Source organism: Rothia sp. HMSC066G07 (assembly GCF_001814485.1).
Taxonomy (GTDB): Bacteria; Actinomycetota; Actinomycetes; order Actinomycetales; family Micrococcaceae; genus Rothia.
The window spans coordinates 92,755-114,525 of sequence record NZ_KV816932.1; the positions used below are offsets into that span (position 1 = coordinate 92,755).

Sequence of the window (21,771 nt, forward strand, 5' to 3'; positions counted from 1 at the left end):
GTTATGGCTGAAAACATTTTGGGCTCAGACTCGCCCGTACAGATTAACGTTCCCGACCGCCCCGCCCTCGAAGGCCTCGAAGAGAAGCTCTCGCAGCGCTGGGCCGACGAGAAGACCTACGCATTTGACGAGAACACCACTCGCGAACAGGTCTACTCCATTGACACCCCGCCGCCGACCGCATCCGGCTCCCTGCACGTGGGTCACATGTTCTCCTACACCCAGACCGACGTCATTGCACGCTACCAGCGCATGACCGGCAAGAACGTGTTCTACCCCCTCGGCTGGGATGACAACGGCCTGCCCACCGAACGCCGCGTTCAGAACTACTACGGCGTTCTCTGCGACCCCTCCGTGGCAGACAACGACTCCTTCCGCGACCTGATCACCTGGAAGGCAGACGGCACCCCCAAGCCCGACCGCAGCCAGGCAAAGTGGCCGCGTATCTCCCGCAACAACTTCATTGAACTCTGTGAAGAGCTCGCAGTTGAAGACGAGAAGGTCTTCGAAAACCTCTTCACCACCCTGGGTCTGTCCGTTGACTGGTCGCGCACCTACCGCACCATCGACGCGCGCTCCCGCAAGGTCTCCCAGCTCGCTTTCCTGAAGGACCTGGAAGCAGGCAACGCCTACATGGCAGAAGCACCGACCATGTGGGACGTCACCTTCCGCACCGCAGTGGCACAGGCTGAGCTGGAAGATAAGGAACGCCCCGGCGCGTACCACCGCATCAGCTTCCACCGCCCCAACGGCGAGAAGGTCTGGATTGAGACCACCCGCCCCGAGCTGTTGCCCTCCTGTGTGGCTCTCGTGGCGCACCCGGACGACGAGCGTTACAAGCCGCTGTTCGGCACCACCGTCACCTCCCCGCTGTTCGGCGTTGAGGTCGAAATTAAGGCGCACCCGCTGGCACAGCCCGACAAGGGTGCCGGTATCGCCATGATCTGTACCTTCGGTGACACCACCGACGTCACCTGGTGGCGTGAACTGCAGCTGGACACCCGCGCCCTCATCGGTCGCGACGGCCGTTTCTCCCGCGAAACCCCCGAGTGGATCACCTCCGCTGAGGGCCGCGAGCGCTACGAGCGTATGGCTGGCACCACCGTCTTCACCGCACAGAAGACCGTCGTGGAAATGCTGGTTGAGGCTGGCGAAATGGACGGCGACCCCAAGCCGATTACCCACCCCGTGAAGTTCTACGAGAAGGGTGACAAGCCCCTCGAAATCGTTGCTTCCCGTCAGTGGTACATCCGCAACGGTGGCCGTGACGCTGCACGCCGCGAGAAGCTCATCGAGCGCGGCCGTGAGATGAACTGGTACCCCTCCTTCATGCGTAGCCGCTACGAGAACTGGGTTGAGGGTCTGAATGGCGACTGGCTGATTTCTCGCCAGCGCTTCTTCGGCGTTCCCTTCCCCGTCTGGTACCCGCTGGACGCTGAGGGCGAGCCGGACTACGAGAACCCGATTCTGCCCACCGAAGAGATGCTGCCGGTTGACCCCGCATCTCAGGCTGCTCCCGGTTACACCGAGGATCAGCGCGGCGTAGCGGGCGGCTTCATCGCTGACCCGGACGTTCTGGACACCTGGGCTACCTCCTCCCTGACCCCGCAGATTGCGACCGGCTGGGGTGTGAACCCGGACCTGCACGCGAAGACCTTCCCCATGGATCTGCGCCCGCAGGGTCACGACATTATCCGTACCTGGCTGTTCTCCACCGCTGTTCGCGCGGAGACCCTGGCGTCCTCCGTGCCGTGGTACAACACCGCGCTCTCCGGCTGGATTCTCGACCCGGACCGCAAGAAGATGTCCAAGTCCAAGGGCAATGTTGTGGTCCCGAACGAGGTTCTGGAGAAGTACGGTTCGGACGCTGTGCGCTACTGGGCTGCTTCCGCTCGCCTGGGTGCTGACACCGCCTACGACGAAGGCCAGATGAAGATTGGTCGCCGCCTGGCGATCAAGCTGCTGAACGCATCCAAGTTCGTGCTGAACCTGGGCGCTACCGAGAAGTCTGTCATTACTTCTCAGGCTCAGGGCCGCGTGCTCATCAACGCCCTGGACCGCTCCCTGCTGGCTCGCCTGGCGTACCTGATTGAAGAGGCAACCGCAGCGTTTGAGAAGTACGAGTACGCTCGTGCCCTGCAGATTTGCGAGAGCTTCTTCTGGTCCTTCACCGACGACTTCGTTGAGCTGATTAAGGACCGTGCGTACGGTGCTCGCGGCGAAGAGGAGCAGGCTTCTGTTCTTGCCGCACTGGCAACCACCCTGGATGCTCTGCTGCGTCTGTTCGCTCCCTTCCTGCCGTTCGTGACCGAAGAGATTTGGTCCTGGTGGCGTGCAGGTAGCGTACACCGCGCCGAGTGGCCGCAGGCACTGCCCATCCTGGAGGGCACCCTGCTGGCTGAGTACTCCGCACAGAACCCGACTGCTGGCATTTCTGCTCAGTGGGTCCTGGCGGACGCTGACCCGGCTCAGATTGAGTCGCTCAAGCAGATCCTGCCGGATGTTGCTGAGGCTCTGGGTGGTCTGCGTAAGGCTAAGAGCGACGCGAAGGTCAAGCAGCGCACCGAGGTTGAGTCCGCTACTATTGCGGCTCCTCAGGCTCAGCTGGATCGCATTGCCGCTGGCTTGGCTGACCTGAAGGCTGCCGGTAACGCTCGTGAGCTGTCCCTGGTGGCAGCTGAGGGCGAGCTGGAGGTTCGCGACGTTGTACTCGTTGTGGAAGAAGCAGCTGAGTAATCGAATCTAACGTTCATTGCTTAGTGACATAACACCGAGTTGGTGTTGAGGACGGGGCGGTACCGATTGACGGTACCGCCCCGTTTTCTGTGTCTGCGGTTCGTTGGTTTCTGCAGGCAAGGTACCCGGAGAGCGTGATGCTCGACTGCGGGCGGTGCTTTGTATGGCGCTTTTACGACTCTGACTAGAGGCTTTACACATTCGGTACCCGCGGGTGCCCGTACCCATCCCTAGCACCTTCACAACCTCCTCCCCCAATAATGTGGGTTTTAGTCTGCTGTTCTGTAGGGATTATGTGGTATTTTCAATCCCTTTTTCTGTTCATCAATGTGCAAAGAGCATAATCAACCTTATGAGATTGACTGTCACTTTATGTATGATTGTTGATGCGAGGGTTTTACCATCGGGAACAACCCTCTATTCAACTTCAGCAACAGACAAATCACCGGTACGAGCAAGACATACCCCGACCAACCGCACGACAATAAACCACCCGTCAGGCGCAGCGATGCGTCCTGACTCTGACCCGCGCCAAAGTAGGCGCACCCCATATCCTCATGAATTCATACTCATCCTCTTCCGGATTACCGAACAAACCCCAGGCGAGGCAGAGCTCAACCCCGAGCTCACCGCCAGGAGCGCAAGCAAACATTTCCCCCGATCAACTTCAGCACTACCACGCAAGCCTGAACGAATACATCAGCCAGGCACGCGAACACGCCCGGGCACTACGTGACAGCTACACCAACGAAGTGTACGACCTGTGGCATCAGCACATTTCCACCAGCGCCGCCACCGATGAGGCGAGCATCGCCTCCGGTTCGTTGACCGCTCAGCAACTTGAGGAACTGACCCGCAAGTGGGTGCGCCTCATGCGTGAAAGCCGCGATATGCTGCACCACGAAAGCTCCATTGCCGCCGCACGTGCTGCGGTTGAGGCTAAGCCCCTCCCCGAGTAGGGTCACCCTTTATTTCTTTCGCGCGGCAACGCCAGCACTTTCGCGTTGGTACCGCGTTTTTCCGCGGCGGGGCTATCGAGCCAAGCGATTAAGCCCTGCCCGGAACGCATACTTCACACAACCTGCCCCTTGCTATAGTTATGGATATTCAAAGACCCTAACTATGTTGCAGAAAGGGCGGGAATGTCCCACCAAAAACGCGTCCTGCGGCCTATACGTAGCGATGTTGCTCCCCCAGTCACCTCGCCACCGGTTTACCGTGGCGATATTGACACGCGCGGTGCGGCGCAAGACCTCGTGCCGCGTAGCTTCTGGGTTGATTTCTGGGACACTCTCTTCTTTATCTTCGCCGGCGTCGCCGCCCTCGTGCTGACCTTCATGATTCTGGCGAATACGGTCGGCCACTCTTTTTGGGGCGTGCCCATCGCCTTTATCTTCTGGGCGGTCACCGCGTACCTGACGCTACCGCGTTTTCACGCCATCATGACCCGCATCTACGTGCCCGATTACTTCATTGGGCGCACCCGCACCCCGGACGGCCTGCTCGGCGACCCGGTCAATATCGGCCTGATTGGTACCGAGGAGCAGATTCACCAGGTCATGCAGGATGCAGGCTGGACCCGTGCTGACGACGTCACCCTCGTCTCCTCCTGGAAGATTATTCTTTCCACCATCACCCGCCGTTCCTACGCGGAGGCGCCGGTCTCCCCGCTGAAAATCTTCGGCAAGACGCAGGCTTTCGCCTACCAGAAGGAAGTGGACGGCAACCCCGAGAAACGCCACCACGTACGCTTCTGGAAAACCCCGGACGGCTGGCTGTTGCCGGGTGGTCACCAGGTGGATTGGTTGGCGGCGGGCACGTATGACTCCGGTGTGGGTTTCAGCTTCTTCACCCTGCAGGTCACGCACCGCATCGATGCTGAAACCGACTTTGAGCGCGACTACATTGTGGAGTCCATCCAGTACGCCCACCCGGAAACTCACGTTGAGATTCTGCACGATTTTTCCTCCGGTTACCACGCCCGTAACGGCGGCGGTGACGCGATCCGCACGGACGGCGCGCTCCCGGTCATCGTGCTGAACAATGAGGGCCTGGAGCCGCAGGAACAGGAAGAAATTCACCTCTCCAGCGCGCACGACCTGGCGTACCGCATGCCGCTGAGCCTGCTGATCGGTTCGGGTATGCTCATCGCCGTGACCCTCGCCGACATTGTCAACAGCGTCATTTTGGCGCTCAGCCGCCCGGCAATGCGCGCCAAGCTACTGGAGGAAGGCTCCGGCAACGATCTTGAGTTGCTGAACCTCTTCGACCAGGTGGATAGCGACGTACTGCTGACCATTACCGGTACGGTGCTGGTTGGTTTCGTGGCGATTTATTCGGCGGTGCACCTGTTCCTGCTGTGGAGCACGCTACGCGGCTCCTCGAAGGCCCGCCGTCTGGCTCTGCTGTTGACTGCGTTGAACTTCGCAGCGATTACCGGCGGTGTGCTGTGGGGCCACCAGTCCCTGCCGCTGTCCACGATTTTCTTCCAGCTGGGTGTTGCGGTGTTTGCGATGCTGGCGTTCACCTCGGATGCGGCGGTCCAGTACACGGCAACCCGCACCTTCCACATGCGCGATACGAAGATCGTGCAGCGCGCAACGCACCCGAAGGTTCTCGAGCACAGGGCACAGCGCAAGGCTCAGAAAGCCCAGAAAGCGCAGAAGACGCACAATGCGCAGAAGGCACGCAAAGCTACCTCTGCAAGCAACGCTCACCGCGCGTAGATTGCACGTTTCAGCGCAACATAGTGAATAGAAAAGTACCGCCCGGTCAGTACATGATCGGGCGGTACTTTTTTGCTCTGCAGCCGCAGACTCTACCGGGCCTGCGCGCATTGCAGGAATCTCAGCACATTGCAGGCTTCTTAGGCTTCACCCTTTTCGCCGTGGAAAATCGGGCCCACGTTACGGGGGCGCTTGAGCTCAAAGAAGCCGGGGTAGGAAGCCAGCGCCAGGGCGCCGTCGAAGAGCTTACCTGCCTCTTCACCGGCGGGGCTCGGGGAGATGACCGGGCCGAAGAAAGCGGTGCCGTTAATGGAAATCAGCGGAACACCCACATCGGTGCCGCCCACGGTCTCCAGTGCCAGATCCAGGGAGGCGCGCATCTGCTCATCGTACTGGTCGGTGAAGGCGACATCCACCAGCTCTGCGGGCAGGTTGACCTCTTCCAGCGCCTTGACGATTGCGTCGCGGTAGGAATCAGCCTTGTTGTCGTTGTGGTGAATCTGCTCGCCCAGAGCGTCGTAGAGGGGCTTAATAACCTCGTTACCGTGCAGCTCGCGCACAGCGGTGATGAGGCGGGTCGGCGCCCAGGACTGGTCCATCATTGCCTGGTAGTCGGCGGGCAGGTCGCGGCCCTGGTTGTGCATGGACAGGGAGAAGGGACGCCAGGTCACCTCAACATTACGGACCTTCTGCACCTCGCCAATCCAGCGGGAGGTAATCCAGCACCAGGGGCAGATCGGGTCGAACCAGAAATCAATCTGTGCGGGTGCGTTCTCAGTCATGAGTGTTCCTCTCTCATACGGTTGCGCCAGCCGCTTCTATGAGCCGGCGCTTATTCTTCGGTACACGCTCATCAGGACATGCCAGCGAGAGCAGTACCTGCTAGTGAGCCGTCACCCCGTATAACCGGGGCGACGGCTTCTTTATTCCCTAGCCTGTTCGGCTGGAAGTATTCGGTTATGCCGCCTGACGGTCCGCGGCCTTCAGGGAGGCGGTCTTCGCCTCCCCCTTCACGGTGCGGGTGGTCTCGGTTTCGGGGTCGGGCGCCTGCAACACGTAGCGGGGTTCCGTGCCGTTGAGCACGGTGTCCTCACCGATGACGATGGACACCACATCGGTGCGGTCCGGGATGTCGAACATAATCGGCTGCAGAATCTGCTCCATCATGGCGCGCAGGCCGCGGGCACCGGTGCCGCGTTCGGCGGCGAGGCGGGCAATAGCCGCGATCGCAGCGTCATCGATGACCAGGTCCACGCCGTCCAAGGCGAAGAGGTGACGGTACTGCTTGAGCAGCGCGTTCTTCGGCTCGGTCAGCACGCGAGCCAGCTCTTCTTCGTTGAGCTCGTTCAGGGTCGAGATGACCGGCAGGCGACCAATCAGTTCGGGGATAATGCCGTAGTGCGCCAAGTCCTCGGGCATGATCTGGTCCAGCGGGTTCTTTACGGAACCGCCCAGCTCGGCACCGAAACCGATGCCACCGGCACCCACGCGGGCTGCAATGCGGTCGTCAATATTGTCGAAGGCACCAGCCACGATGAAGAGAATGTTCGAGGTATCAATCTCAATGTTCGCGTGCGCCGGGTGCTTGCGGCCGCCCTCCGGGGGTACGGTCGCCACGGTGCCCTCGATAATCTTCAGCAGCGCCTGCTGCACGCCCTCACCGGACACGTCACGGGTGATGGAGAGGTTCTCGCCACCCTTGCGGGCAATCTTGTCGATTTCGTCAATGTAGATGATGCCGCGCTGAGCCTTGGCAATATCGCCGTCAGCGGCGTTAATGAGGCGCAACAGAATGTTCTCCACGTCGTCACCCACGTAACCCGCCTCGGTGAGGGTGGTTGCGTCAACCAGGGCGAAAGGCACATCCAGCTTCTTCGCCAGGGTTGCCGCCAGGTAGGTTTTACCGCAGCCGGTCGGGCCGAGCATCAGAATATTCGACTTGCCCAGCTCCACTTGCTCCCCCGCGGTCGCCGAAAGAATGCGGGAGGTCAACACCGGGTTATCAATATCGTGGATGCGCTTGTAGTGGTTGTACACCGCCACCGCCAGGGTGCGCTTCGCCGCGTCCTGACCGATGACGTAGTCGTTGAGGTAGCTGTAAATTTCGCGCGGAGTAGCCAGCTGAGGCGCGGGCGCAGCCGCGGGCGCCTTCACCTTCAGACGCTCTTCAGCGAGAATCTCTTCGCACAGCTCCACGCACTCGTCGCAGATCGAAACGTTCGGACCAAGCACAATCTTAAAGACCTGCGCGCGAGTCTTCTTACAGAAGGAGCATCGCATGCTGGCGTTGGGCTGTTCGGGAGGCACAATGACGTCTGTGGCCACGAAGATTCCCTTTCGATCGGCGTGGTGAAATCGGTGCAGAGCATCAACGTCCTGATGTCTGCGGTGATTTCTCAGGAGGGGCACCGGCGGGTGGTGGGCGCCCTAGCTTGAGTGAGAAAACGGTATGAAATACTCGAATTTTCTCCTTCTCTAAGGCTACCGGAGTTCACCCCGGAACTAAGAATTACGCGCCCCAAATGGACGGACTTACCGGGCATATGACGAAGCGCGTCTTTTATGACGGCGGCGGAAGCTGACACGCCGGAGTATGACGGCAACGCGCCGCAAGAAATCGCAAAGAAAGCGCAGGTCAACGCCATATATCAGCTTGCCTCGCCGCACCCCACCCGACAAGGGCAAAAAGGAGCGGCAAAGCACAAAAAGGGACGGCACCGCACCGCGCACCAGCCCGAAGGCTCGCACACGGAGCGATGCCGCCCCTCCCCCGAAAAACGTTCGGGGTATTCCTCAAAAACTAATGTTTAGGTGTGGGAAATAGCGGTGTTGGTCGCAGGCTTACGCAGCTTACGGGACTCCAGCACCTTGTCGACCAGGCCGTACTCCAGAGCAGCAGCCGCAGTCAGAATGTTGTCACGCTCAATGGAACGGTCAACTTCCTCGTAGGTCTTGCCCGAGTGCAGTGCCAGGGTCTGTGCAGTCCACTCACGCATACGCATAACCTCGTTCGCGTGAATCTCAATGTCAGATGCCTGACCGCCCTGCTGGCCGCTCAGAGCGGGCTGGTGAATCAGCACGCGAGCGTTCGGCAGTGCCAGACGCTTGCCGGGGGTACCGGCAGCCAGCAGAACCGCCGCAGCGGATGCCGCCTGACCCAGGCACACGGTCTGGATCTCGGGGCGGATGAACTGCATGGTGTCGTAGATAGCGGTCATTGCGGTGAAGGAGCCGCCGGGCGAGTTGATGTACAGGGTGATGTCACGCTCGGGGTCCTGTGCCTCCAGCACCAGCAGCTGAGCCATGATGTCGTCAGCGGATGCGTCGTCCACCTGGGTGCCCAGGAAGATGATGCGGTCCTCGAACAGCTTTGCGTACGGGTCCTGACGCTTGTAACCGTAGGGGGTGCGCTCCTCGAAGCTGGGGAGCACGTAGCGGTTGCTCGGCATAGCCGGCGCCGAGGTGGTGATATCGTTCGGCAGGTAGTTCATGTGCATCTCCCTTATGCGTTCTTCGATTCGGGCAGCTTACCGGCGGTGGTCGCAATGTGGTCGAAGAAGCCGTACTCCAGGCCCTCTTCCGCGTTGAACCAGTTGTCGCGGTCGTTATCCTTCAGGATGGTTTCCAGGCTCTTGCCGGTGCGCTCAGCGGTAATCTCTGCCAGGCGCTTCTTCATGTCCAGAATCAGCTCAGCCTGGGTGCGGATATCCGATGCGGTACCGCCAATACCACCGAGGGGCTGGTGCATGAGGATGCGGGCGTTCGGGGTTGCGTAGCGCTTGCCGATGGTGCCTGCGGTGAGCAGGAACTGACCCATGGATGCTGCCATACCGGTCACCACGGTCACCACGTCGTTCGGGATGAGCTGCATGGTGTCGTAGATTGCCATACCAGCGGTCACGGAGCCGCCGGGCGAGTTGATGTACAGGTAGATGTCTGCCTCGGGGTCTTCAGCCGAGAGCAACAGCATCTGGGAGCAGATGAGGTTAGCGTTGGAGTCGCGCACCTCGGAGCCGAGCCAGATAATGCGCTCCTTCAGGAGGCTGTTGTAGACGTAATCTTCCTGGGCACCAACGATGGGGGTTGCCATAGACGGCGCGGGCGCCACGCCGGCTGCCTGGGAGGCGCCGATGGGCAGAGGCATGTAGCTGGACATTCTTCCTCTTCTTCTCTAATGGGTCTTCGCTGCATCTTTGCGCGATTTACGCGCCGGAGCGCACGCGAAAAGTTTCGTTGCTACTACCTTACCGATAGTTGCTCTCCCCCGCTTCCCTTCGGGTTGTTCGTTCGCCAGGGGGTGAAGCACAGCGTGAAGCACAGCGCCCAGCATATGCGGTACTGACGAGCCTGCATGCGCATTCGGGGTGTTGCGGGGAGGAATTGCGGGCGAAGTAACTTGGGGTGAAAAAGAGCCTCAGCGGGCACCCAACCGGTAATTCGGTGGATGCCCGCTGAGGCTACACATTTCAAGCAATCAGCTCACGCCCTCTAGCGGGGTGGCTTTTTGCAGACCGTGGCGGGGATTTAGGCAGCTGCCTCTTCGCCCTCGCCCAGGTACTTGGACAGGTCAACAACGTTGCCCTTGGTGTCCTTGACCACTGCGGTCTTCAGCACTGCTGCCAGAGCCTTGGAGCGGCGAACCTCGCCGACCAGTGCGCCAGCCTGGCCGGAGCCGTCCAGCATCTGTGCGAACTGGTTGGGGTCCATGCCGTACTGGGAGCTCATGGTGATGATGTAGTTGATCATCTCAGCCTGGTCGACGGTCACTTCTTCCTTGTCCGCAACAGCGTCGAGAACCATCTCGTTCTTGAATGCGGTCTCGGTGTTCTCGCGAACCTCGGCGCGGTGCTCCTCGGTGTCGTGGCCTGCTTCAGCGTTGGGGTTGTTGAAGTGCTGCTCGAGCTGATCCTCGATAACCTTCTCGGGGACGGGGATCTCAACGAGCTCAACGAGCTTTGCGAGGACCTTGTCGCGTGCCTGGGTGCCCTGCTCGGCAACCTTAGCTTCTGCAACCTGCTTCTTGATGTCTTCCTTCAGTTCTTCGATGGTGTCGAACTCGGAAGCCAGCTGTGCGAACTCGTCGTCAGCTGCGGGCAGCTCGCGCTCCTTGACTGCGGAGAGCTTGACCTTGATGGTTGCCTGCTCGCCTGCGTGCTCGCCGCCGGAGAGCTTGGTCTCGAAGGTTGCGTCCTCGCCAGCGGACAGGCCGGTCAGAGCCTCGTCAATGCCGTCGAGCATGGTGCCGGAACCGATCTGGTAGGACAGGTCGTTTGCTGCGTCTACCTGCTCGCCGTCGATTTCTGCGGCGATGTCGATGGTCACGAAGTCCTTGTCAGCTGCGGGGCGCTCAACGGTCTTCAGGGTGCCGAAGCGCTCACGCAGAGCGTCCAGTGCCTGAACCTCGTCCTCAGCGGTGACCTCTACCTCGTCAACCTCAACCTCGAGGCCCTCGTAGTTGGGCAGCTCGATTTCGGGGCGGACGGTGACGGTGATGGTCAGCTTGAGGTCTGCCTCACGGTTCTCGGTGGAAGGCTGGGACTGAACGTCCAGCTCGGGCTGTGCCAGGGGGGAGAGTTCGTTCTCGCCCAGTGCCTGTGCGTAGTAGTCGTTCAGAGCGTCGTTCAGGGATGCCTCGACGATGTAGTCGAAGCCCGCACGCTGCTCGATGAGCTGCTTGGGCAGCTTACCCTTGCGGAAGCCGGGAACGCTGATCTGACCCGAGAGGTTCTTGTAGGTGCGGTCCAGGTAGGGCTTGAATTCTGCGAAGGGAACCTCGACCTCAATCTTTGCGAGGGTCGGGTTGAGCTTCTCGACGGCGGTCTTCACGTCCGTGATCTCCTCATATAGTTTCGGTGCGGCACGAATCGTGTGTGCCGCGGTTGCTTAGTGGAAAGAGCGCCACGACCCTGTAGCGTCGCGGCAACCGTTTCACGTCGGGGCGACAGGATTCGAACCTGCGATCTCCTGCTCCCAAAGCAGGCGCGTTAGCCAAGCTACGCCACGCCCCGTGAAACCGACCGTGTTGCACACTTGCGTGTTTAACACAGTCAGTGCCCTAGTTTACCTGTTTTCCCGCTAAATGCCCAACACAGCGGCTCGTGCGCGGTTTATTTCCACTGAGCGCGTACTCCCCTGTCTCCCTTGGTTTTGTAGGGTGTTTTGTGTGGATGCGCGGTGAGGGGATGACGGGCTGGAGCGTGCGGATTCCGAGCGCGCGAGGAAACAAATCCGCATGCGGAAGGGATTCCCACAGATTCGTTCAGGATAGTTCTCGAGGGGATGACGGGCTGGAGGGCGAAAATCCCGAGCGCGCGAGGGAATGTATTTTCGCCCGGAAGCGATTCCCGGCAACCTTAGCTGCGATTTGTGCGAGGGGATGACGAGCTGGAGCATGCGGATTCCGAGCGCGCGAGGAAACAAATCCGCATGCGGAAGGGATTCCCGTCATCCCAGCAACGAAAAAGGCCCCGGCGCTTGCGCCGGAGCCTTTGAAGTGGAGGGGATGACGGGAATCGAACCCGCGTAATCAGTTTGGAAGACTGAGGCTTTACCATTAAGCTACATCCCCGGAATGGAACTTGACTATAGTAGCGAGGTTCCATCTGGGCTGTCAAATATACGGGTGGTTTTTAGACCTGTTTTTAGACCTGGCAGCCGGGGCACCAGTAGAGTTTGCGGCCGGCAATTTCCTCCATGCGGATGGTGGTTCCGCAGCGGCGGCAGGGCTCGCCGTGGTGCATGTACACGTAGTTGGCGTGGTCGGGCCAGGCTTCGGTTTCGGGCACGCCGGGGCGGTCTTCGGGCTCGGTGGTGATGATGCGCCCCACGCGCACGCCGATGACCAGCAGGTGCTTATTGTCCTCCCAGAGCCGCTCCAGTTCCTCGTCGCTGAGGCTTTTGCCGGGTCGTAGCGGGTCAATTTCCTGGCGGTACAGCGATTCGGCGCGGAAGATATTGCCCACGCCGGAGATTGCCGCCTGGTCCATCAGAATCACGCCAATCGGGCGGGAGCTCTTGCGTGCCGCGCGGTAGAACTGTTCGGGGTCGGCGTCCGGGTTGAGCGGGTCGGGTCCGAGCTTGGAGCGGACGGTGCGCACCTCCTCCGGGGTGAGGGTGCGGCAGATAGTCGGGCCCACCAGGTCCGCCCAGCCGTGCTCCGAAACAATACGGCAACGTACCGTGCTCTTCGGTTCGGGAGGACCGGCGTAGGGTTCCCCCTCCCCCGCGGCGTATTCTTTTTCGCCGATCTTGCGGGGCGCACCAATGCTCGAAGCACCCGTGAACGTCTCGTCCCCGCCGAAGCTCCAGTTACCGTAAATACCCAGGTGCACGTTCAGGGTCAGGTCATTTTCAAAGGTCACGAACAGGTGCTTACCGTGCGCGTACGCCCCGGTAATGGTGTGCCCGTCCAGCAGGGCGGCACCCTCAGCGTAGCGGCCCTGCGGGGAGGAAACCTGCACGCGCTCGCCGGTGAAGACGTCACTGATTTGGCGGGCGATACGGTGGATAGAGTGGCCTTCGGGCACGGGTTCTCCTCGAAAACTTGTCAGCTAAAAATAGTGCGGATTATATGGGGCGCAGAGACGACTGAGGCGCATAGCCTGCACTATGCGCCTCAGATTTTAGAGCTTAGGCAGCGTCAATCTGCTTGCCGGCAATATCGCCGGTCTGCTCGTACTCAGCCAGCTGACCGATACGGCGTGCGTGACGCTCCTCGTTGGTCCAGGGGGTAGCCAGGAAGACCTTGATGATTTCCAGTGCTTCTTCCTTGCTGTGCTGGCGGCCGCCCACAGCTACAACCTGTGCGTTGTTGTGCTCGCGAGCCAGCGCTGCGGTGTCGTGGTTCCACGCCAGAGCCGCACGGATACCCTCAACCTTGTTCGCAGCCATCTGCTCACCGTTGCCGCTACCGCCCAGCACAATACCCAGGGAGTCCAGGCCAGCCTCACGGTCACGCTTCACACCAAGGGCTGCGTTAATGCAGAACGAGGGGTAGTCATCCAGCGGGTCGTAGTCGGCAGGGCCGTGGTCAATCATCTCGTAGCCCGCAGCGGTGAGGGACTCAATCAGGTAGTGGCTCAGTTCGAGGCCAGCGTGGTCGGTTGCGATGTGTACGCGCAAGGTACTCTCCTGGTGATTTGGTGTGACGTGCGTTTGTGCGTTCGTGGGAGGCGCCGGTTCTCAGTTCTGAGCGCCGTTGCTAGAGTGCGCCGCGCATCCATCAGGTGGGATACGCTCCCCGTTTGGGTTTTTTCTGTCTTAACTGTATCGAATTCGCGCGGGTTCGGGTAATGCGAAGCCTTCTAAACCCCCACCTATACGGTAGACTGTGGGATATGGCACTTTTTGGTGTCCCGATTCGCCGCGCCCAAACTTGAACGCCTCCAGCGCTACGTATGCAGCGTCGCAGGAGCCGCGCACCTCGGGAACCAGCGCACCATGACAGGGCGTGTCAACACGGCACGCTATTCACATCTAAGGAGAGGGAGCTGTATGCCCGGCCTGAACCTAACCCGCAATGAGGCAACCGAACGCGCATCCATTATTAAGCGCGTGCACTCGTACCGTATTGAACTTGACCTTCCGAAGGACAAAGACGTCTTCTCCTCGAAGGTTGAAATCCGCTTCGACGCTCAGGAAGGTGCCTCCACCTTCATTGACGCCATCACTTCCTCGGTCAAGTCCATTAACCTCAACGGCGAAGAGCTGAGCACCGACCTGGCGGACGGCGAGCGCATCCAGCTGCCGAACCTTGCTGCTGAGAACACCCTGGTCATTGACGCAGAGATGTTCTACACCAACACCGGTGAGGGTCTGCACCGTTTCGTGGACCCCGCCGACGGCGAAGTGTACCTGTACTCCCAGTTTGAGGTGCCGGACTCCCGCCGCGTGTTCCCCGTCTTTGAGCAGCCCGACCTGAAGGCTGAATTCGAGTTTATTGTGCGCGTTCCCTCGCACTGGGTGGTTGTGTCTAACCAGCCCGAGGTGAAGGTTGAGGAGAAGGAGTGCGGTTGCGGCCGTGCGAAGACTTGGTTCTTCAAGCCGACCCCGCGCATGTCTTCGTACATTACCGCGATTGTGGCTGGCCCCTACGAGAAGGTCACCAGCGAGCTGACTAACTCTGAGGGTCGCGTGATTCCGCTGGGCGTGTACGCCCGCAAGTCCCTCATGCCGTTCGTGGATGCTGAGGACATGTTTGAGCTGACCCGTCAGGGCTTCGAGTTCTACGAGGACCAGTTCAAGACCCCGTACCCGTTCGAGAAGTACGATCAGCTGTTCGTGCCCGAGTTCAACGCCGGTGCGATGGAGAACGCTGGCTGCGTGACCTACCTGGAGACTTACGTCTTCCGTTCCAAGGTTGCGGAGGCTCTGCGTGAGCGCCGCGCTATCACCGTTCTGCACGAGCTGGCTCACATGTGGTTCGGCGACCTGGTCACCATGAAGTGGTGGAACGACCTGTGGCTGAACGAGTCCTTCGCTGAGTTCATGTCGACCCTGGCTGCTGCGGAGAACACCCGCTACGCGAAGGAGGCGTGGGCTACCTTCGCCGCTTCGGAGAAGACCTGGGCATACCGTCAGGATCAGCTGTCTTCGACTCACCCGATTGTGGCTGAGATCCGTGACCTTGCCGATGTTCAGGTGAACTTCGACGGCATTACGTACGCGAAGGGCGCTTCGGTGCTGCGTCAGATGGTGGCGTGGGTTGGCCAGGAGAACTTCATGGCCGCTCTGAAGGTGTACTTCGATAAGCACAGCTGGGGTAACACCGTTCTGGACGACCTGCTGGTTGAGCTGGAGCGCACCTCCGGCCGTGACGTGCGTGCGTGGAGCGCTAAGTGGCTTGAGACCGCTGGCGTGAACACTCTTGCCGTTGAGGTTGAGAACGACGAGGCTGGCAACATTTCTTCGCTGGGTATTCGCCAGTCCTACGCTGAGGGCTTCGAGACCCTGCGCCCGCACCGTGCAGTGATTGGTTTCTACAACCTGGTCGACGGCAAGCTGACCCGCACCGACCGCATCGAGCTGGACATTGACGGCGAGCTGACCGTGGTCGAGGAGGCTCTCGGTAAGAAGCGCCCCGACCTGCTGCTGCTGAACGATGAGGACCTGGCGTACGCAAAGATTCGCCTGGACGAGCGTTCCATTGAGACCGCCATCAAGCACCTGGGCGACATTGATTCGTCCGTGGCTCGCGGCGTGGTCTGGGGTTCGCTCTGGGATACCGTGCGTGACGCTCAGATGCCGGCACGTAAGTACGTTGACCTGGTGCTGAACAACATCGGTAAGGAGACCAACTCCACCGCTCTGCGCACCCAGATCAACAACCTGTCCGCTACTCTGCACTCCTTCGTGGCTCCTGAGGCTCGCGAGGAGACCCGCCACCGTGCCGCTGACCGTCTGTGGGAGCTGGCATGCGTTGCAGAGCCCGACTCGGATGCTCAGCTGCAGCTGCTGCAGGCGTTCATCAACCAGACCCGCACCGAGGAGCAGTACGACAACGTGCAGCGTCTCTTCGAGGGTGAGCTGACCCTTGAGGGCCTGGATATTGACGCTGACCTGCGTTGGAACCTGGTGTGCCGCCTGGCTACCGGTGGCCGTTTCTCCGCCGAGCAGATTGCTGCGGAGCTGGAGAACGACAACACCGCGAACGGTCAGCAGTACGCCGCTCAGGCATACGCGTCGATTCCGACCGCGGAGGCTAAGGCTGAGTACTGGAACAAGATCATGGTGACCGGCGAACTGTCGAACATGATTCAGCGTTACGCTATTTCCGGTTTCAAGTCCGGCAAGCCCGAGCTGATTGCCCAGTACGATGAGCCGTACTTCGAGCAGATTGAGGGTATTTGGCGTTCGCGTTCGCACGAGATTTCCATGCAGATTATTGGTGGCATGTACCCGAGCGAGCCGACCGCTGAGCTGCTGGAGCGTACCGAGGCGTACCTGGCTTCTCTGCCTGAGGATGCTGCGGCTCTGTACCGTCAGATTGCGGAGGCACGCGACGGCGTGGCTCGTGCGCTGAAGGTTCAGGCGGCTGACATCTAACAATGCTTGTGAGCTGAGGCGGGTTCATTGCCTGCTCTCATAAGTTTTTATTCGTCCCCTTCTACCCCGATTCGGGGTGGGAGGGGACGTTTCTATATGGGGGGTATGCCGGTTCTATTTTGAGTTGTGCCCCAAGTTGCGCACCGAGTCTAATTCTTGTCACTGCGGTGCATATTTTTTGTTATTTTCATTTGAATATCCCTCAAAAGCTCTCTACTTGGGGTTGCGCCTATCGTATACTGTTGTGCATGCCTTCTATCAAGTCTCCTATCGCGAAAGTTTCTCTGACCGGCACAATCCTTGCTGTGGTTGCCGCCGGTTCCTTTGGCGTGTACTCCGCAGGAGGCTTCATCGCGCCCGGTGGCACCGCCGCTACCGCTGCTACGGGCGCCGAGCCTACCCAGTCGGCGCAGGAAAGCCCCAGCGAGTCCCCCTCCCCCGAGCCGACTCCGGAACCGACCACCCCGGCGCAGAAGATGGAACGCACCGCGCAGAACGCCTTCGGCAAGGAGGGCGCACAGGCAACCGGTGAGATTCAGGCGCCGTTCTCCACCTCCGCTGATGCCGCCGACATGCTGGTTCAGCAGTTCAAGGGTGGCGTGGTCATGTACACCCCCAAGTACGGTCCGGTTGCGGTGGAATCCGGCGTCTACGAGCACTGGTGGAAGCAGCGCGGGTACAGCGACTTTGCCGGTTGGGAGGGTCTGCCGGTGAGCTGGCGATCCAAGAAGGGCGTTCTGTACACCAAGTTTGAGAAGGCTGAACTCTACTGGGATAAGGCGAACGGTCTGCCGCGTAACACCAATGTTCTTGGCGCTAAGGATGCCCTGGTGATTGGTGACTCGCAGGTGACCGCAACCTCCTGGGTTGGTTTGGGTCTGAAGCAGGCAGGTTTCGTCCCGTACCTGTTCCGTTGCGGCGGCATCGGTTTTGTGACTGCCCGCGAGGGTGTGTGCCCCTCCTACTATCAGGGTGTGATGGGTGGCCGTTGGGCTCTGCCGAGCGGTAACCCCGGCGTGATTTACCTGGACGCCTCCGGCAATGACATTTACATTCACGAGGATGAGACGAAGGCGCGCGAGCACGTGAACGCTCACCAGACTCAGGTCATTGAGCAGCTGCGACGTATGTACCCGTCGTCGAAGATTGTGTTCGGTGGTGTGGTGTCTATGGATGAGGCGTCTGCACCGGATAAGCAGGTGGCGCATAAGCGTCACGTGGCAAACGAGGTGGCAAGGCAGGGTGCCCGCGAGACCGGCGTGCTGTTCATGGACACCTCGGGCTGGCAGAGCCTCTACCTGGCTGAGGGTGACATGGCTGATGGCGTGCATCTGAAGGAGAAGGCGCACCATAAGCTGGCGGGCCCCTTTGCGACTCGTCTGCGTGAACTGCTCGGCACCGCGTAAACTAACTGTGTAATCAGCCGAGTACATCAGCTTCGATCAACGCATATAGCATTAGAATGAGGCGCCGGGAGGATTGAATCCTTCCGGCGCCTCATTCGTTTGAGTGGGTTACCCACCGCAGCTCTCAAGTTAGTGTGCGGGTTTTATGCCGCGACGTTTGCCTGGCGTTCCTTCGCCTCGGCCTTCTGGTGTGCGAGCACGCCCTCCGCAAGGCGACGCTTCTGACGCTCACGAGCGGCTTCCTTCTCACGCTGCTCGGCAGCCCAGGCGACCGGGTCAATGTCAATCGACTCGTAGTGCCATTCGCCAATGTAGTCGCGAATCGGGGCGACCCAGGTGACGGGAATGCCGCGGCGCAGGTACACCTCGTGGTCGGTGTCTTCAAAAGCGTGGATAATGCGGTTGCCGTCAGCAATCAGGGACTCAATGACGGAGTCCTTCCATGCGGGGCTGTTGGAGCCGTCGTTGCCGGGCTTAGCGAACACGTGCTTGGGTTCCAGACCTGCGCGGGCGATGAACTGGTTCAATTCCTTCATGTAGGTGCCATCGCGGCCGGTAATTACTACGACCTCTGCGCCGGTGTCTGCTGTGATTTCGCGAACACGGTCGGCAACTTCAACATTGACCGTGGCGTTGCGGATGGCCTTGAAGAATCGGCGGTTGCTTGCGAAGAAACCGGTCAGGTACTTATCCATCTGATCTCGGTTGCTGGCAAGGGTACCGTCAATGTCGACTGCAATCAGATCCATATAGGTCTCACTTTCGATCCGTACGGGAAGAATGCGCCTGGTGAGGGCGCGGCGGAAGAGTTCCCGTGCGGTGTGGCTGGTAATCGGTGTGTCAAAGACGCCCCGGTGAAAGGGCGTAGTTTTTCTAGAATACCCTATTTTCGTAAAGTAATGCCTTATCGAAAGTCATTATTACAAATCCCCCGATGATGTCATGAGACGCAAAAATAGCTGGCGGCGCAGGTCAGAACCCGTACCGCCAGCTGAGAAAGATCTAGCAAAGCCTAGAGAGGGGGGGTTAGAGTAGCGAACCGGAACCGCGGCGCACCAGCACCATACCGGCGGGCGCCACAATGCGCAGCCACTCCTCCGAACCTACATGCGCAGCGAAGAGCGGCAGATCGCCCGTGAAGCCTTCCGGGATGAAACCGAACACGCGCAGGGCGAATGCCGCGCCGGTCGGTACTAGCACGGTATCGAACTCGGGTAGGTACTCGAGCACCATGTCGGAGGACCAAATACGCGAGCGCACCGTGGAAAGCACAGCAGCGCCGGGGTTCTCGGGCAGGGCGCGTTCTACCGCCTCCAGACCTTCTGCGGTGGCGCGGTGGAACTCTTCAATCGGGACGGTACCAACCTCGTACCAGCCGCTGAGCGGGGCTGACTTGCCAGCCCAGCTAGCGTTGACGGTCACCGGCGGCATGAACAGCACCAGCTGCGAGTTCTCTTCGTTGCCCTGTTCTTCTGCCTGCTTCTGCAGACGCGCCAGACGGTCCAGCAGCGCCTGCGCCTGTACGGTCATGTCCAGGGTGGAGTCAGCCAGCAGGTGCAGGGCACGCAGACCCATGATGACCGGGGTGTCCGAAGAGGCATCCTGCGGCTCCAGGGAGCAGGCGAATACCGCCACCACGCGGCCGCGCGCGGTCAGGCGGATAGCGGCGTCCGGGTTCACCGCCAGGGCGCGAGAAATGTAGGTGGCAAGGTCCTTGACCACTGCGGCACCCTGCGCGCCGCCGGGCAGGATCAGGTAGGGCTCCTCCACGCCTTCGTGGGGGTTGTACTTGAGCTCAATAGGTGCTGCCGCGTTCGGTGCGCTGTTCTGTTCGGGAGCGTTCTCCTGCACGGGGGTATTGTCAGGGGTGGTTTCAGACGGCGTAGTCATTTCTGCTCCTTTTCGGCGTTGGCCTGCTCGGTGGCAAGGGGTGGGTGATATATGCGATGGTGTGTTAGGGGAACGTTCCGGATTGTTCATCCAGATCGATAATCCGGGCCGTTGTTCCTAGTCAATGTTCCGAATCAACCTGTCGTGGTTGTCTCAGAGTATGCTCTCCCACTCTACGCCAGAAACCGGCTCATTGAAAACGTGCGAGAATAAAACCATGACCAAGCCCACTGTGACCCAAAACCTCATGCGGATGCTGGACCTCTCCCCCGTGGAGGCGGCGCCCGCCTCCTTCGGTAGTGATGAAGTGTCTACCGGCGTGACGCTCACCCGCGAACAGCCGCGTACTTTCGGTGGTCAGGTTCTTGCCCAGTCGATTATTGCCGCCGACCGCACGGTGGAGGGCAAGGACATCCACTCGATTCACGCCTACTTTCTGCGCCCCGGCGATATTGAGCGTGAGCTGTTCTTCGCCACTCAGCGCCTGAACGATAGCCGTTCCTTCTCGACCCGCCGCGTGCAGGTGTTCCAGGATGAGGCGCCCATGTTCTCGGCGATTATGTCGTTCCAGTCCGATAGCCGCGGCCCGGAGCACACCGCAGTGACCATGCCGGAGGTGCCGGACCCCGAATCATTGCCGATGGTCAGCGACTACCTGGGTCAGCTCCCCCACCCCATTGCACAGGCGGTCTCGTGGGAGCGCCCGATTGATATGCGACACGTGGACGCACCCCTGTACACTCAGGCGGATGCCTCCTCGACACAGCCGCGTGCCTGTGTGTGGTTCAAGACCTTTGACCGCCTGGTGCGTGCTGATGGTTCTGAGGCATCGGAGGCGGAGCACCGCGCCGCTATCGCCTACGCTTCGGATTATCTGCCGCTGGAGCCGGCTCTGCGCCGTCACGGCAAGTTCTGGCTGGAGCCGGGCCTCAAGAGCGCCTCGCTGGATCACGCGATGTGGTTCCACCGTTCGGCGCGTGCCGATGAGTGGCTGCTGTACGTGCTGGATTCCCCGAGCGCGCAGGGTGGCAGGATGCTCGCGCAGGGTTCGATTTTCAATCGTTCCGGTGAGCTGGTGGCGACTGTGGCGCAGGAAATGATGTTCCGCCTGCCGGAATACCGCTAAAGTTCCGATACAAACGTTAGAGCATACAGAAAGACCGTGTGAGGTGGTTGTCTCACACGGTCTTTCTTATGTTCTAGTGTACGTTCTAGACGGGGCGAAGAAGCTCTTATTTAGCTTCGCCGTCAATAACACCGTCCGGGGAAATGTGCACGGTGCTCTTGGTGCGGCGGGAAACAAAGAAGTCACCCACGAATACCAGACCGGTCACCAGAAGACCCAGTGCTGCCATCCATACTGCCGCCACGCCGTAGATTATCGGGAACAGCACCACGAGCAAGCCCAGAATAAGGGTACCAATAGCAGAGAGCTGCAGGTGGCGTCCGGCGGCGTAGCTCAGGTATTTCATGGCCTGGGCAGTCATCAGACGAATCAGCGCCCACATAATCATCCACGTACCCACAATGGTCGGGATGAAGGTTGCCTGTGCACCCACCGAGGCAGTCAGCAGAATCAGGCCAGCCACCACGGTCAAGATGCCGTCAACCAGGTCCCAGCCGGTACGTGCCTGCTTTGGCGTGCCGAAGTAACGTACCAGTTCAAACACGCCACCAAGCCACACCGAAATGGAGAACACATAACCCAGAACTACCAGCGGAATAGCGGGATTGGCGAACATGTAGATTGCCGCTGCAATCAGCAACAGACCGGTAACCAAGGACATCCAGTTATATTTTGAAAGCATAATGCTCTTCTCTTCGTAATCACATGTGTCAGTTGCACTTACGTGCATACCCATTATAAACCGTGAATATGAAATCCGCCACGATATATCGGTCGCCACTGAGCGAACTATTTCTACCGACGAATAACCCACCACGTAGCGGAACAACACGTGAGATAGCAG

16 protein-coding genes and 2 tRNA genes are annotated in these 21,771 nt (G+C 60.0%); 6 read left to right on the forward strand and 12 right to left on the reverse strand.

Features of this window, described 5'->3' with window-relative positions:
* Window positions 1-3: 3 nt before the first annotated feature.
* The 3 genes from valS (at window position 4) to HMPREF2971_RS07575 (ending at window position 5,462) form a co-directional block, all read left to right on the forward strand.
* Window positions 4-2,736, forward strand: a complete 2,733-nt coding sequence (valS, locus tag HMPREF2971_RS07565) for a valine--tRNA ligase (protein WP_070692255.1) — start codon at window positions 4-6, stop codon at window positions 2,734-2,736.
* A gap of 557 nt (window positions 2,737-3,293) precedes the next feature.
* On the forward strand, window positions 3,294-3,695 hold the full coding sequence (locus HMPREF2971_RS09325; protein WP_141754513.1) for a hypothetical protein: 402 nt from the start codon (window positions 3,294-3,296) through the stop codon (window positions 3,693-3,695).
* Window positions 3,696-3,878: 183 nt separating this feature from the next.
* Window positions 3,879-5,462, forward strand: a complete 1,584-nt coding sequence (locus tag HMPREF2971_RS07575) for an LssY C-terminal domain-containing protein (protein WP_070692256.1) — start codon at window positions 3,879-3,881, stop codon at window positions 5,460-5,462.
* 140 nt (window positions 5,463-5,602) lie between these two features.
* Here HMPREF2971_RS07575 and HMPREF2971_RS07580 read toward each other — a convergent pair whose 3' ends face one another.
* From HMPREF2971_RS07580 to HMPREF2971_RS07620, 9 genes are all read right to left on the reverse strand, one after another.
* Window positions 5,603-6,244: a DsbA family oxidoreductase gene (locus tag HMPREF2971_RS07580; RefSeq protein WP_070692259.1), complete on the reverse strand. Its 642-nt coding sequence runs from the start codon at window positions 6,242-6,244 to the stop codon at window positions 5,603-5,605.
* Between the two features lie 175 nt (window positions 6,245-6,419).
* Complete coding sequence (gene clpX, locus HMPREF2971_RS07585) at window positions 6,420-7,787, reverse strand: ATP-dependent Clp protease ATP-binding subunit ClpX (RefSeq protein WP_070692263.1); 1,368 nt, start codon at window positions 7,785-7,787, stop codon at window positions 6,420-6,422.
* Window positions 7,788-8,269: 482 nt separating this feature from the next.
* Window positions 8,270-8,959 (reverse strand): ATP-dependent Clp protease proteolytic subunit, encoded by a 690-nt coding sequence (locus HMPREF2971_RS07590; protein ID WP_012903382.1) that lies wholly within the window; start codon window positions 8,957-8,959, stop codon window positions 8,270-8,272.
* Between the two features lie 5 nt (window positions 8,960-8,964).
* Complete coding sequence (locus tag HMPREF2971_RS07595; protein ID WP_005505718.1) at window positions 8,965-9,618, reverse strand: ATP-dependent Clp protease proteolytic subunit; 654 nt, start codon at window positions 9,616-9,618, stop codon at window positions 8,965-8,967.
* Between the two features lie 368 nt (window positions 9,619-9,986).
* On the reverse strand, window positions 9,987-11,288 hold the full coding sequence (gene tig, locus HMPREF2971_RS07600; protein ID WP_070692266.1) for a trigger factor: 1,302 nt from the start codon (window positions 11,286-11,288) through the stop codon (window positions 9,987-9,989).
* A 107-nt stretch (window positions 11,289-11,395) separates the two neighbouring features.
* A tRNA-Pro gene (locus tag HMPREF2971_RS07605) sits at window positions 11,396-11,470 on the reverse strand.
* A gap of 486 nt (window positions 11,471-11,956) precedes the next feature.
* Window positions 11,957-12,030: transfer RNA gene (locus HMPREF2971_RS07610), tRNA-Gly, on the reverse strand.
* A 73-nt stretch (window positions 12,031-12,103) separates the two neighbouring features.
* Entirely contained in the window at window positions 12,104-12,988 is an 885-nt protein-coding gene (locus tag HMPREF2971_RS07615; protein ID WP_049342084.1) for an Fpg/Nei family DNA glycosylase, read from the reverse strand.
* A 103-nt stretch (window positions 12,989-13,091) separates the two neighbouring features.
* Window positions 13,092-13,583, reverse strand: a complete 492-nt coding sequence (locus HMPREF2971_RS07620; protein ID WP_070605377.1) for a ribose-5-phosphate isomerase — start codon at window positions 13,581-13,583, stop codon at window positions 13,092-13,094.
* Window positions 13,584-13,955: 372 nt separating this feature from the next.
* Here HMPREF2971_RS07620 and pepN point away from each other — a divergent pair, with 372 nt between their 5' ends.
* Entirely contained in the window at window positions 13,956-16,505 is a 2,550-nt protein-coding gene (pepN, locus tag HMPREF2971_RS07625) for an aminopeptidase N (RefSeq protein ID WP_070692269.1), read from the forward strand.
* Window positions 16,506-16,753: 248 nt separating this feature from the next.
* On the forward strand, window positions 16,754-17,911 hold the full coding sequence (locus HMPREF2971_RS07630) for an SGNH/GDSL hydrolase family protein (RefSeq protein ID WP_246825090.1): 1,158 nt from the start codon (window positions 16,754-16,756) through the stop codon (window positions 17,909-17,911).
* A 143-nt stretch (window positions 17,912-18,054) separates the two neighbouring features.
* Here the strand turns inward: HMPREF2971_RS07630 and HMPREF2971_RS07635 are convergent, their stop codons facing one another.
* Window positions 18,055-18,660: a phosphatase domain-containing protein gene (locus HMPREF2971_RS07635; RefSeq protein ID WP_049345629.1), complete on the reverse strand. Its 606-nt coding sequence runs from the start codon at window positions 18,658-18,660 to the stop codon at window positions 18,055-18,057.
* Window positions 18,661-18,937: 277 nt separating this feature from the next.
* Window positions 18,938-19,801: a DUF8185 domain-containing protein gene (locus HMPREF2971_RS07640; RefSeq protein ID WP_070642588.1), complete on the reverse strand. Its 864-nt coding sequence runs from the start codon at window positions 19,799-19,801 to the stop codon at window positions 18,938-18,940.
* Window positions 19,802-20,018: 217 nt separating this feature from the next.
* Here HMPREF2971_RS07640 and HMPREF2971_RS07645 point away from each other — a divergent pair, with 217 nt between their 5' ends.
* A complete protein-coding gene (locus HMPREF2971_RS07645) occupies window positions 20,019-20,927 on the forward strand; it encodes an acyl-CoA thioesterase (RefSeq protein ID WP_049345634.1) in 909 nt (302 codons plus the stop codon).
* A 106-nt stretch (window positions 20,928-21,033) separates the two neighbouring features.
* Here HMPREF2971_RS07645 and HMPREF2971_RS07650 read toward each other — a convergent pair whose 3' ends face one another.
* Window positions 21,034-21,609, reverse strand: coding sequence for an HdeD family acid-resistance protein (locus tag HMPREF2971_RS07650; protein WP_096741135.1), 576 nt, complete (start codon window positions 21,607-21,609; stop codon window positions 21,034-21,036).
* Window positions 21,610-21,771: the final 162 nt, after the last annotated feature.

Excerpts from the sequence above, each read along its gene's own strand:
- valS (WP_070692255.1), top strand. The coding sequence starts at position 4 with ATGGCTGAAAACATTTTGGGCTCAGACTCGCCCGTACAGATTAACGTT.
- HMPREF2971_RS09325 (WP_141754513.1), top strand. The coding sequence starts at position 3,294 with ATGAATTCATACTCATCCTCTTCCGGATTACCGAACAAACCCCAGGCG.
- HMPREF2971_RS07575 (WP_070692256.1), top strand. The coding sequence starts at position 3,879 with ATGTCCCACCAAAAACGCGTCCTGCGGCCTATACGTAGCGATGTTGCT.
- HMPREF2971_RS07580 (WP_070692259.1), bottom strand. The coding sequence starts at position 6,244 with ATGACTGAGAACGCACCCGCACAGATTGATTTCTGGTTCGACCCGATC.
- HMPREF2971_RS07590 (WP_012903382.1), bottom strand. The coding sequence starts at position 8,959 with ATGCACATGAACTACCTGCCGAACGATATCACCACCTCGGCGCCGGCT.
- HMPREF2971_RS07595 (WP_005505718.1), bottom strand. The coding sequence starts at position 9,618 with ATGTCCAGCTACATGCCTCTGCCCATCGGCGCCTCCCAGGCAGCCGGC.
- pepN (WP_070692269.1), top strand. The coding sequence starts at position 13,956 with ATGCCCGGCCTGAACCTAACCCGCAATGAGGCAACCGAACGCGCATCC.
- HMPREF2971_RS07630 (WP_246825090.1), top strand. The coding sequence starts at position 16,754 with ATGCCTTCTATCAAGTCTCCTATCGCGAAAGTTTCTCTGACCGGCACA.
- HMPREF2971_RS07635 (WP_049345629.1), bottom strand. The coding sequence starts at position 18,660 with ATGGATCTGATTGCAGTCGACATTGACGGTACCCTTGCCAGCAACCGA.
- HMPREF2971_RS07640 (WP_070642588.1), bottom strand. The coding sequence starts at position 19,801 with ATGACTACGCCGTCTGAAACCACCCCTGACAATACCCCCGTGCAGGAG.
- HMPREF2971_RS07645 (WP_049345634.1), top strand. The coding sequence starts at position 20,019 with ATGACCAAGCCCACTGTGACCCAAAACCTCATGCGGATGCTGGACCTC.
- HMPREF2971_RS07650 (WP_096741135.1), bottom strand. The coding sequence starts at position 21,609 with ATGCTTTCAAAATATAACTGGATGTCCTTGGTTACCGGTCTGTTGCTG.